The organism is Martinezella sp. CNPSo 3890, assembly GCF_057784455.1.
In genome coordinates this window covers 81,223-93,241 of sequence record NZ_JBXSOR010000009.1, presented here as the reverse complement: position 1 = coordinate 93,241, position 12,019 = coordinate 81,223, and the positions used below count along the sequence as shown (strand labels likewise).

Sequence of the window (12,019 nt, the reverse complement as noted above, 5' to 3'; positions counted from 1 at the left end):
AGATGAACGCAAGCGATGGACCAGTTCCGGCCAAGTGATAGCGAAATGCTTGCCGCGCTGCTCGAACGCGACCCCGGTCGTTTCGAGCCATCGACGGCGTTTCGTATCGCCCAGCACGCGGCCGGCGATCATTTGACGGTGTCCTCACCCGTTGGCGTTTCGCCGGTGCCGCTTGCCATGAGCGACTTCAAGCGAAAGGGCGGAGCGGGATCGATCAAGGCAAGCATGGCCGGTCTGCTCGGGCCACTCGGTGCCATGCCGCCGAGTTACAATGAGCTAGTCATGCGCGAAGAGCGCAATCGAGCTCATGGCCTTTCAAGCTTTTTTGATCTCTTTACGAGCCGCCTTGCGGAGCTTTTCGTCGATGCCTGCGAGAAATATCGTCTTGCGCGCGGATTGCGATGGAGCCGGGACAGAAACGGAAACGCCTTTATCAAGACCCTGTTCGCACTAACGGGTTTCGGTACCGCCCGGCTGAGGGAGCAGGTCCGCCCCGATGACGAACTGATCCTCCGATTTTCCGGATTTTTTTCGGCCAGAAACCGCAATGCGGTCAATCTGCAGGCCATGCTGCAGGAGTTCAGCGGCCTGCCGATTGCGATCGAATTATTCAAAGGCAGATGGCTTTCCATTCCCGAGGGCGAGCGCAGCCGCATGGGGCAGCCGCAGGATGTGCAGCTTGGCGTGAACTCGACCGCGGGCGCGGCAGTCCACGATTTCGGCGGCAGTTTCCGCGTCGTGATCGGCCCGGTCGATTATGAGGATTACCGGTCTCTTTCTCCGGGCAGCGCCCATATAAATGCGCTGTTTGCCCTGACGCGCCTTTATGTGGATCCGTCGCTCGATTTTGACATTCAGGTGGTTCTGAAGAAGGAACACATCCCATTTTGCAGGCTTGGCGACGTCGATGATCCGCCGAGGCTCGGATGGAATAGCTGGGCGCGCGTCGCGGCGGCGGATAGAGACAGTGGCGATGCCATTGTCGCCGAGCCACGCAAGGTGAAGCGCCAATCCGATCACGGAGGCCTCCATGCGGCTTGAACTGCGGCAGACAGCCGGAGAAGGTTCCAGCAAGGGGTGGTTCTTCGAGCGGGGCAAACGCACGCTCGGCCGATCGCCCGATTGCGATTGGCAGGTTTCCGATCCAAAGCGGCTGATTTCGAAAATTCATTGCGCGATCGAACGCGATCGCGCCGGCTTTTTCGTGCGGGACCAGAGCGCCAATGGCACTCGTGTGGACGGCGCGACCATTTTCGAAGGCGAGACGGCGAGACTTACGGATAAATCCAAAATCGCATTCGGCGACGTCGCGTTCACCGTCGTCATTACTGGGGAAGCTGATCGCGAGATCGACGATCCGACAGCGGATCTGCGCCTCAGCGACGAAAGGTTGACGATCTCGTCGATCCTTGCCGATATTGCGCCCGGCGGCGGCACGGCAACCGGCGTACTCGGGCAGCGCAATGGCGACGACTGGATCGCCGCGCTGGCGCAATCGTCGAAAAATGGCAAGTCGCCAAGTAGGAATGTCGACATCGGCTGGAACGGCCCGCCCGATGTCAACGGCATCAAACCGATACTTCCGGATGATTGGAATTCGGACTTCGAGCTGGGCAGCCAGCTGGAACATGGCGCGGCAACCCATGTCTCCGTTGCCGTTGCCCGCGATTCCGGTTCTGAGACGGTCGAATCTGCAAAGACGATCATTCCGGCCAATGATATGCGCGCCGCCGACAATACGGATCAAGGCCTAGACGATGCGAGTTTTGCGCTGCAATTCGATCCGCTGCGGCAGCTCGAAGCGCTCGTTTCGACGCTGGAGCAGACACTCGACGACGAAGCCTCCATCTTCGGAATTGAGGACAGCCGGGCCGGTGCGTCCACGTCATTGTTCAGTCGCGAACGGACGGAGCAATTGGCCGACCGCCTTCGATCGCTCATTTCGAGGCAATCCACGCTTAACGCCGGTCTTGAAAACCTTGTTCGCGAAGCCAATCGGATGTTCGAGCCCCGCATGATCGAGGCGCATGTCGATGCCTCCCAGCGCAAGGCTCTTTGGCGCGGCAACGGCGATTACTGGAAGGCTTACCGCGCGCAGTTCGAAAGAGGCGGCAGAAGCATCTCGGTCCGCGACCTGCTGGCCGAGGCGTTCAGCGCCCACGCCCATGGCCGCGACGAAGACGATACCGCCAGTTTGGCAGAGAGGACGGGCAACACCCGATGAAGAACGAAAATCGCGTGGCTTGGAGCGAGGGTATGTTCCTTCGCGTGCAGCATTTCCAGCAAGCCGACCGCTGGACGGAGAGGTTGGTCCGAACGACCGCGCGGGGGCTCGCACCTTACCCCTGGGGCATCGCCGAGATCGGCATCGATCGCAGCGCGCTCGCGATCGGCCAGTTTGCTTTGTCGAACCTGCGCGGCATCCTGCCCGATGGCACGCCCTTCGAAGCGCCTGTTGATGCGGATCTGCCGCCCCCCTTGGAACTCGACGATTCAACGAAGAACGCTATCGTCTATCTGGCCCTGCCCAGCCGTCAGCCTGGAAGAGCCGACGTCGCCATGAACGGCAGCGCCATGCGCAACAGCGTGCGCATAACAGCCTCGCAATATGAGGCGCCGGATGCGAATGTGGAAACCGACTTCATGGCGCCGATCGATGTCGGCCGCCTGAACCTGCGCTACCTGAAGACCGGCGACGAACTCGCTGGATACGACTTGATCGGCCTTGCACGCATCATCGAGGTTCGCTCCGACCGTTCGGTCATTCTCGATCCGGATTATATCGCCCCGTCGCTGAATTGCGCGGCCGAAGCGCGTTTGAATGAGCTCATTACCGAATTGCTCGGAATCGTGCGGCATCGCGCTGAAGCGATCGCCGAGCGCATTGGTGACCCGACGGTGCGTGGAACCGCCGAGGTCGGCGATTATTTTCTGCTGCATATTCTCAATCGTGCCGATCCGATGCTGCGGCATATCGCGGCGAATGCTTCGCGGATGCATCCGATCATCTTCTACGAGGAATGCATCCAGCTAGCCGGCGAACTCGCCACCTTCACAACCGATCGCAAGCGGGCGACCGATTTTCCGCCCTATCGCCATGACGATCTGAAGGCGACGTTTGCCGCTGTGTTCAACGATCTGCGCGCCTCGCTTTCCGCGGTGCTCGAGCAGGCCGCCGTTGCGATCGAACTTATCGAACGGCGTCACGACGTGCGCGTCGGCACCATCAACGACCGCTCGCTGCTCAAGGATGCGGGCTTTGTGCTTGCCGTTCGCGCCGAGATGTCGGCCGAGGATGTCAGACGCAAGCTGCCCGCGCAGATCAAGATCGGCCCTGTGGAGCGGATCGCCGAACTTGTCAATGTCGCACTACCCGGCATTCCCGTCAGGCCCCTTCCCGTGCTGCCGCGGCAGCTGCCATACCGGTCCGGCACGATCTACTTCGAACTCGATACGAAGAATCCGCTTTGGAAACAGCTTGATACCTCCGGCGCGATCGCGCTGCATCTCGCGGGCGACTTCCCTGGTCTGGAGATGGAACTGTGGGCTCTCAGAGAATGAACACACCACGCTCAACACCCTGGCACGAACTGCCGACGATCATCGAGCTGACGGAGGACGGCGCGCGCAAGAACGAAGCAGCCCGCAAGGTGGCCGATATTCTCGACGAGGAGCTGGATAAGCAGCCGAACGACAAATCGGGCAATGCAGCCGGCGGCTGGTCCGTCGATGCGCTGATCCGCGGCTTTCGCTTTGGCGGTGATGATGTTCCAACCATCGTGCGCTCGGCCGCACCATTGCTCAATCTCGCTCACAGCCTGCGCAACACCGAGGAACAGCCCGACATTGCCGAGCTCAGGCAGGTGACGATCGATGCGGTTGGGCGCTATGAGCGCGATCTCGCGGGTGCGCGCATCAGCCCGGAACGAGCACGCGCGGCGCATTATGTCATCTGCGCGACCATTGACGACGTGGTTCTGAGCAAGCCTTGGGGCGTACGCGCCGGCTGGGCGCGATCCGGCCTCGTCTCGACCTTCCACATGGACGTGACCGGCGGCGACCGGGTTTTCGATCTCCTGGACCATTTCCAGCAGAGCCCGGGCACCAACAAGGACCTGCTGCTTCTCATCTATCTCTGCCTGTCGCTCGCCTTCGAAGGCCGCACGCGCGTTTCGCCGCGCGGATCGCTGGAACTCGGGCGTATCCGCGACAGTCTCTACAAGACGTTGCTTGGTCAGTATGGTGTTTTCGAACGCGAGCTGTCGCCGCACTGGCGCGGCGTTTCGGCGCGCCACAAGCCGCTGCGCACGGCTGTCGCGCTTTGGACGATCCTTTCCGTCCTCGCGCTTCTGTTCGCGCTCGGCTACATGTTCTTCACGCTTTCGCTCAACAACGCCTCCGACGCCACATTCGAGCGCCTGGCCAACCTGCCGCCACGCGATACGCCGAGCGTTCTGATCGACGCGCCGAAGCCGAAAGAAGTCGCACAGACGCCCCCTCCCGCGAAGAAGCAGCCGGAAATACCGCCGCAGGTCAAGCCGCAGCCGACGCCGCTCGACAATCTGCTCGCTTTCCTGCAGCCAGAAGTCGACCGCAAACTGGTCACGCTGTCGAATTCCAATGGCAGGCTACTGGTGCGCATCAACAATTCCGGCCTGTTCGACACGGGCAGCGCCGAAGTCAGCGCTAAATTCCGCGATCTCCTCCAGCGCATCGGCGGAGCGTTGGCTTCGGAAAAATTCCGTGCCGTCGTCGTCGGCTATACCGACAATGTGCCGATCCGCACGGCGCAGTTCCCGTCGAACTGGCATCTTTCCGAGGCTCGCGCCCGCGCCGTCGGCGATATTCTTGCCGCCTATACCGGCAAGGAGGCCATTCTCACGGAAGGGCGCGCCGACAGCGATCCGCTCGCAAGCAACGACACGGCGGAAGGCCGCGAAGCCAACCGCCGGACGGAGATCCTGGTGCTGACCGACCCAACACAACGTCTTGGCGATGCAGCCCTCAATCCGCAGGCAACACCACAAACGCCGAGCGCTAATGCACCGGCTACATCCGCGACGACGGGAGGAGTTCGATGAATCCGCTTGGCGCGTTTTACACGCTTCGCTCCTATGTCTCGGCCTATGCCGGTCTTCTCGGTCAGCGCTTCATCTCGCTGATCTGGGTCGTGGCGATCTGCGTCGTCATCTGGTTCTACGGTTCCATGGCCGGCTATGGTGCTTTCAAGCCGCTGTCGAGCAGCACCGCCCGGATGATCGCGATCGGCGTGATCGTAGCGGGTTGGCTGATCTACATGCTGGTGACGACCATGCGCGCGCGCAAAAGGGACAAGGCGCTCGTGGAAGGTATTGCCGACGATGCCGCCAGCCAGCAGGCGGAAGTCGGCGAAATCCATAGCCGCCTGAAGGAAGCCCTGCTGCTTCTGCGCCGTATCAGCAAGAAGCGTTTCGGCTATATCTACGAACTGCCCTGGTATGTCATCTTCGGCGCGCCGGGATCGGGAAAGACGACGGCGCTGACCAATTCGGGGTTGAAGTTCCCGCTCGGCGATGCCATGGGCAGCAATTCCGTGCAGGGCGCCGGCGGCACCCGCAACTGCAATTGGTGGTTCGCCGACGAGGCGATCCTGATCGACACCGCTGGCCGCTATACCACGCAGGATGATCTGAACGGTGCGTCCAAGGCCGGATGGGAAGGCTTTCTCGGGCTGTTGCGCAAGTACCGCCGCTCGCAGCCGATCAACGGCGCGCTCGTCACGCTCTCGATCGGCGACCTTCTCAGCCGCGATCATGAGGCACAGCTCGAAGAGGTGCGTTCCATTCGCAAACGCCTGTCGGAGCTCGACGAGTTCCTGCATGCGCGCGTACCCGTCTACGTCGTCCTGACGAAGGCCGATCTTCTGACCGGCTTTGTCGAATTCTTCGACGGTCTTGCCAAAACCGATCGTGAGCAGGTCTGGGGCACGACCTTCGATCTCGATGAAAGCTATAAGGGCGAGAACCTGCCCGAGCGTTTCATGGAAGAGTTCGCGCTGCTGCAGCAGCGCGTGGATGCCATGCTGATCGAACGCCTGCAGCAGGAGCCGAATATCGAGGTTCGCGGTCGCATCTTCCGCTTTCCTGCGGAGCTTGCCTCATTGGGAGAGCGCCTGCAGGAGCTGTTGACCGAGCTCTGTGCATCCTCCAGCCTCATCGAATCCCCTCTCGTTCGCGGCGTCTATTTTGCTTCGGGCACGCAGAGCCGCGTGACGGACACTCCGCGCACGCGACGCAGCTATTTCCTGTCGCGTCTGTTCAAGGAGGTCATCTTCGGCGAGGCGTCGCTGGTCGCCCGCGACAGGCGCCTTTCGGGCCGGCAAGCCATGATCAGACGGATCGCTTATGGCGCGGCGGCCGTCGCGCTTGCGATCGTCTTCACCGGCTGGACGGCAACCTACTTTCAGAACTCGCGCGCGATCGCGGCAGCAGAGCGGCGGATCGACAATTACGAGAAGCTCGCAAGCGGTATTCAGGTGCGCGATGTCACCGACGCGGATTTTCTGCGGGTCCTGCCGGCGCTCGACAATCTGCGTGCGGTCAACAGCGGCTTCGATGAGGCGCGCGTCTGGCCGACCAGTTTCGGCCTGGACCAAGGTGACAAGATCGCCAGCCGCCAGCGCGGAGCCTATCAGCGCGCCTTGAACGCGCTGCTTCTGCCTCGTATGCTCGTGGCACTTCAAAACGAGCTCAAGCAGACATCGGATGTTCAGAAGACCTTCGATGCTTTGAAGTTGTATGGCATGCTGGGTGGATTGGGGCCGTCCGACAGGGATTTCGTCGCGCAGCAATCGGAAGACATGTTTGCTGCACTTTACCCCGGCGAAGGACGCTCGGCCACGCGCAAGGCGCTGGCTGCTCACGCAGAGGCCATGGCAGCGGGCAGCCTGCCCGCGATCGAGCTGGACAATGCCCTGATTGCCAAGGCACGGGAAACGATCCACTCGCAAAGTCTTGCGGCCCGAGCCTATGATATCCTCATCCATTCCCGGCAGGCTCGCCAGCTTGATGCCTGGCTCCCTACCGACGCATTGGGGCCGCTCGGAGCCCAGATTTTCCAGCGCAAATCCAAGACAGCGCTGCGGGAGGGCATTCCGGGAATTTTCACGGGCAAAGGTTATCGTGACGTGGTGCTGCCGATGGTCGCGACCGCAGCCTCCGAAGCGCTCAAGGAACAATGGGTCCGCGGTGACGGCGGCGCGGCTCCTTCGACAATGACCACGGACGCGATTTCCCAGGCGACGCTGCAGCTCTATTTCGACGCATTCCAGCAGCAATGGTCTTCGTTGCTGGCCGATCTTCAGGTGCGCCCATCGAGCAATCTTGCCGATGCGACCGAGACGGCGCGCATCCTGGCGGCCAATCCAAGCCCAGTGGAGATGGCGCTGAAATCCATAGCAGCCGCCACCGACCTGCGCCCTCACGTAAGTGCCGAGATTGCCTCGCTCGACGACGTGCCGGACGTGGCGCTGACAGCCGCCACCACAGGCGCGGTCAGCGCGCCCGATCCTTACGGTCCGTTGCGGGCCGCGCTCGAGGCGAATGCCGTCAATGCGCAACCGGCATCCCAGGACGGCAACGCCAATGGCAACGATAAGCCGCGCTCCCAGATCCAAAGTCTCCAGCCGATCCTCCAGAATATCTACGGCCAATTGTCGCGCGCAGCGAACTCGACGGCGGAAGTGGCACGTGTCTTCGACGCCGGCGGCCAACTCGCCAATGCCAATCAGGACTTGCTGCAGCAGGCCCGCGGGCTGCCGGCGCCGGCCGATGCATGGATGGTGGCGGTTGCCGCAGATATCGGCTCGCTGGCGGTCAAGACGGCCCGCGCCCGCATCAACGATCTATGGGCTGCGGAAGGCGCCGATCTCTGCGCCCGCATCGTAACCGGTCGCTATCCGTTCGACCGGAAATCCAGCCAGGACATCGCCATGGCGGACTTCATCCGATTGTTCGGACCGCAAGGCCTGTTCCAGTCTTTCTTCAAGAACCGGCTGGATGCATTTGTCGACACGAGCGCTCAGCCTTGGGGCTGGCGTGGTACTTTCGGCGGCGACAGCATTCCGAGCCAGGCAATCGCGCAGTTCGAAAATGCCAGCAAGATCGAGCATGCCTTCTTTCCGGCCGGCAGTGAGAAACCCTCGATATCAATCAATATCAAGCCCGTTTCGTTGTCGGACAATGCCAATTCAGTGATGGTTGATATCGTCGGCGAGCATGTCCTTTATAATCACGGACAAATAGTGCCAAAATCCATAACCTGGCCACCCGCTGGCGCAGTGAACCAGTCCAATGTCAGATTTTTCCCGGGAGATCTGCAACCGGCCATCACACAGACCGGCGACTGGTCGCCCTTCCGCCTGTTCGATGCCGCCAAGGTGACGGTCCAGGCCCCCGATCTTTTCCGGGCTCGATTTGAGGACAAGGGCCAGACGGCGGAATTCGACGTCCAATTCGGCTCGGTGCTTAATCCCTTCCGGCTGCAGGCATTGTCCGATTTCAGCTGCCCGGCGCAATTCTGACGGTCCGCCGATGAACGAGCCGCTCGCCCGCACCCAATCGCTGATGCAAGCAGATGCGGTCGGCTTTTTCGGAAAATTGCCGACGCATGGAGATTTCGTTTCCGCCGCGCTCGGCTCGCGTCTCCAGAGCGAACTCGACCAATGGGTTCACAATGGCCTGATCGCACTGGAAGCGACATTGGGATCGGATTGGCGCCGGCTGTTTCATGCGACGACCGCCTGGCGCTTCGTCGTCGGCAAGGGCGTCTGGGGGCCGTCTGCTGTCGCAGGCGTCCTTCTGCCCAGCCGTGACCGCGTCGGCCGAAGTTTTCCTCTGATTATCGCCGCTCAATTGCAGCGCTTTTCCGGACAGCTGCGTGATCTGTGCGAAGACGATAGCTGGTTTACCGCTGCCGAAGCCCTGGCGGAGACCTCCGACAAGGCCGATTTCGCGATGAGCCGTTTCGTCGAGGGCATCAAGCGGCTTCGCCCGCCATTCATCGACAAGCACTCAAGCGTGATGCAGTCCGCCGCAATGAGCAATGCTCCCGCACCGGGCTCGCTTTGGTGGCGTATCAATCCCGGCACGCGCCAGGGCAAAGGGTTCCGCACCGCGGCCGCTCCCACCGCACAGGATTTCGTCAACCTCGTCACGGTAGAAGCCCCGAAAACCCCTGTCAGCGTCGAGCCGGATATATACTCTGCTGCCGCAATCGAAGCGCCGCAAACGGCGAAGACTGAATCGTCAGATTTTGCGATAGCGTACAGCCATGCCAGCCATGCCGGAACGCGTCTCTCATTGAATGCCGATGCGCTTCTTATAAGCGCCGCACCGCATATCTTCGCGATAGCGGATGGTGTCGGCGATGGCATCAGTGCCATCGAGGCGGCAAGAATAACGACGGGAATCCTTACCGGTATTTCGCAGCGTGAAGCGCTGCAGCCGCTGGTACAGGATATCAAGAGCAAGCTCAACCATGCCCATGCGATCCTACGCGCCAAGGCTGCCACCGCCGAACGCGAGCCTCCCGTCGCCAGCGTCGTGACCGCGACCTTGCTAGATGGCGAGTTTGTGGCGATATGGGCGGGAGATGCACGTTGCTATCTGCTTCGCGACGGGATGATGCGGCTGTTGACCCATGACCATATCGACATAGGATTGCGGCGCACACTTGGCCGAGCTCTGGGGCTGAAGGATCAATTCGTCTCGGAAACCGTTGGCGACCAGCTTCAACGCGGCGACAGGCTCCTGCTTGCAAGCGGTCCGCTTTCGCGCACGCTGACCGATCGCGTCATCGCGGAAATCCTGATCGAGACGCCGCTGGAACAAGCGGCCGAGGCGCTGATCCAGGAAGCACTCATCGCCAATTGCCGCGAAAATGTCAGCGCAATTGTCATCGGCGCGACATGAGTGGCGATACCAACGACGAGGGCATTAAAAGGATCGCGGCCAGCTTTGCTGAGCTGCTGCATCTCCTCACCCATGATGGCAATGTCGAGCGACCGAAGATGATGCGCGATCTTCTGATCGATCGATTGCGCGATGCATTGGACCGACGCCTGCCATCCCTTCCCGAGGGTGAAACGGCTATGATCGGAAATACCTTTCTTGTCGAAGCAATTGTACACCGCAACGACCGGACCGAAATCAGGCGGTTGCGCCATCGCGATCTCGGCACCTTTCATGCCATGAAAACGATCCCGCCGGATCGGATGAATGAGGCAACCGCCAAGGCCTTGCTGCTGCGGGAAGCGAGCATCGGCATGTCGCTACGCTGCAACGACCTTGCCACTACTCAGTGTGCCATCCGCCTGCCCGATGGGCGACCGGCGCTCATTATGGAATGGATTGGGCCATCCTTGTCTCAACGATTGGCGGAAGTTTCCCTGTCGGAGGCGGATGTCAGGGCCGCGGCGAAGTCCATGCTCGCCGGACTGAGCGCGATCCATCACGCCGGTTATGTCCACGGAGATATTTCGCCGGCCAATCTTCTGCTTCAAGATGGTGATCTCAATCAGCTGAAAATCGCCGATTTCGGGACAACGGTAGAATGTGGAAGCCGATACAGCGATCTCGACATCGCCAAAGCGATGACGCCTGGCTTCACAGCGCCGGAGATTTCAGGCGATACCGCCATGCAGATCAGCGCCGATCTTTACTCGGCCGGATGCGTCATCAACCTGCTTCTGGACCATTGTGACGAGGCCCAGGAATCAATCGCTCAAATCAAGGCCGCTGCCCGACATCTGGCGGACCCGGCGCCTTCCCAAAGGCCGCCAAACGCTATGGCGGCCCTTGCCTTGATAGAGGCGATCTAGTTTCAGCCCTGTCAATTCGAGGAGGAACTACCTGGAAGCGGGGCCGCAGCTGTCGGCGCGCTCTTCTGATAGACGGTCAACAGCTTGGCAAAATCGACCGTGTCCGCATTGCTGGCGAAGATCGTGTCGCCATCCTGCATCTTGAACTGCTGCATCAGCACGAAATTCGAGACTTGCTTGAGATTGACGCTGTAGATGACCGGCTTGACCGAAACAACGGCCGGAGCGCTGGAACTCTTGGCTGCGCCCGACGCAACCTGCGAGTAGCTCTTCTGGTTTCGGAAAAGATAGAAGTTGCGGGAGTCCGCGCGGTCATCGAGCAGGCCGCCGGCACGGGCGAGCGCCTGCGCCAAGGTGGTCTGGCCAGGCTCAAGTGGGAACTCGCCGACGCTCTTGAAGGCGCCGAGCGCCGTGAACGTCTGCAAAGAGCCACTGACGAACAGCTGATCGCCAGGCAGGAGGCGCACGTTCTGCTTGCTATCCTGAAGGATGCGATCCAGAGGCGCGCTTGCTCTTTGCGAACCGCGCGTCAGCGTCACCGTCGTGTTGGCCGGCGCGGACGATGCGCCGCCGGCGAGCGCAAGAACGTCAAGCACGCGCTCCCCACGGGCTGTCAACGGGAAGCGGCCGGCGGAGCGCACCTTGCCATCGACTGTTACGGCGCTGGACGGCTTGTCGACGACCGTCACGACAGCCTGAGGATTGACCGAGGAGCCTTTGAGGGCGGTGACGATCTTCGACTGCAGGCCTTCCGGCGTGGAATCGATGACGCGCTGCTTGCCGACGTATGGCATGGTGACGAAACCGCGAGAATCGACGGTGAAGCGGCCGAGATTGAGGGACTTGCTTTGGGTGGCGGACAGCAATCCGTCCTCGCCGGTATCCAGCACCGTTACGTCGAACACGTCGCCCGGCCGCAGGCGTGCATCCGAAACGCCGCCCGAGCGTAGGCTTGCCAATCCCTGATCCGTGTACGCATGGGACGATGCGACGATCTGCGCACCCATCGGAGCCTCCGAGAGCGGCACGACCGGAATCTTCCGCTGGGTATCGGGCATCCTTGCGTTGCGAATATTGAGGGCGCTCGGTCCATCGGATGGTCCCGCGCAGGCGCTGAGTGCAACCACGGGTAAAATCGCCGCCCATTTCCGCATTCCGGAA

At 61.2% G+C, this 12,019-nt stretch carries 8 protein-coding genes; 7 read left to right on the top strand and 1 reads right to left on the bottom strand.

Translation table 11 applies throughout. The features are described from left to right. The first annotated feature begins 15 nt into the window (after positions 1 to 15). From tssG to AC13RC_RS20730, 7 genes are read left to right on the top strand one after another with little or no spacing between them, the layout of a single operon-like run. Complete coding sequence (gene tssG / locus AC13RC_RS20760) at positions 16 to 1,041, top strand: type VI secretion system baseplate subunit TssG (protein WP_488558307.1); 1,026 nt, start codon at positions 16 to 18, stop codon at positions 1,039 to 1,041. Further along, entirely contained in the window at positions 1,031 to 2,224 is a 1,194-nt protein-coding gene (locus tag AC13RC_RS20755) for an FHA domain-containing protein (protein ID WP_488558306.1), read from the top strand. The genes tssG and AC13RC_RS20755 overlap by 11 nt, the downstream gene beginning before the upstream one ends. Next, positions 2,221 to 3,561, top strand: a complete 1,341-nt coding sequence (gene tssK / locus AC13RC_RS20750) for a type VI secretion system baseplate subunit TssK (protein WP_113352229.1) — start codon at positions 2,221 to 2,223, stop codon at positions 3,559 to 3,561. Before AC13RC_RS20755 ends, tssK begins: the two co-directional genes overlap by 4 nt. Beyond that, on the top strand, positions 3,558 to 5,081 hold the full coding sequence (gene tssL / locus AC13RC_RS20745) for a type VI secretion system protein TssL, long form (RefSeq protein WP_488558305.1): 1,524 nt from the start codon (positions 3,558 to 3,560) through the stop codon (positions 5,079 to 5,081). The genes tssK and tssL overlap by 4 nt, the downstream gene beginning before the upstream one ends. After that, entirely contained in the window at positions 5,078 to 8,560 is a 3,483-nt protein-coding gene (tssM, locus tag AC13RC_RS20740) for a type VI secretion system membrane subunit TssM (protein WP_488558304.1), read from the top strand. The genes tssL and tssM overlap by 4 nt, the downstream gene beginning before the upstream one ends. Positions 8,561 to 8,570: 10 nt before the next feature. Continuing rightward, positions 8,571 to 9,950, top strand: a complete 1,380-nt coding sequence (tagF, locus tag AC13RC_RS20735; protein WP_488558303.1) for a type VI secretion system-associated protein TagF — start codon at positions 8,571 to 8,573, stop codon at positions 9,948 to 9,950. Beyond that, positions 9,947 to 10,858, top strand: coding sequence for a protein kinase domain-containing protein (locus tag AC13RC_RS20730; RefSeq protein WP_488558302.1), 912 nt, complete (start codon positions 9,947 to 9,949; stop codon positions 10,856 to 10,858). The genes tagF and AC13RC_RS20730 overlap by 4 nt, the downstream gene beginning before the upstream one ends. Positions 10,859 to 10,869: 11 nt before the next feature. Here the strand turns inward: AC13RC_RS20730 and AC13RC_RS20725 are convergent, their stop codons facing one another. Then, the gene (locus AC13RC_RS20725) at positions 10,870 to 12,012 is read right to left on the bottom strand and encodes a polysaccharide biosynthesis/export family protein (protein ID WP_488558301.1); all 1,143 of its coding nucleotides are present in this window, start codon (positions 12,010 to 12,012) and stop codon (positions 10,870 to 10,872) included. Positions 12,013 to 12,019 lie beyond the last annotated feature (7 nt).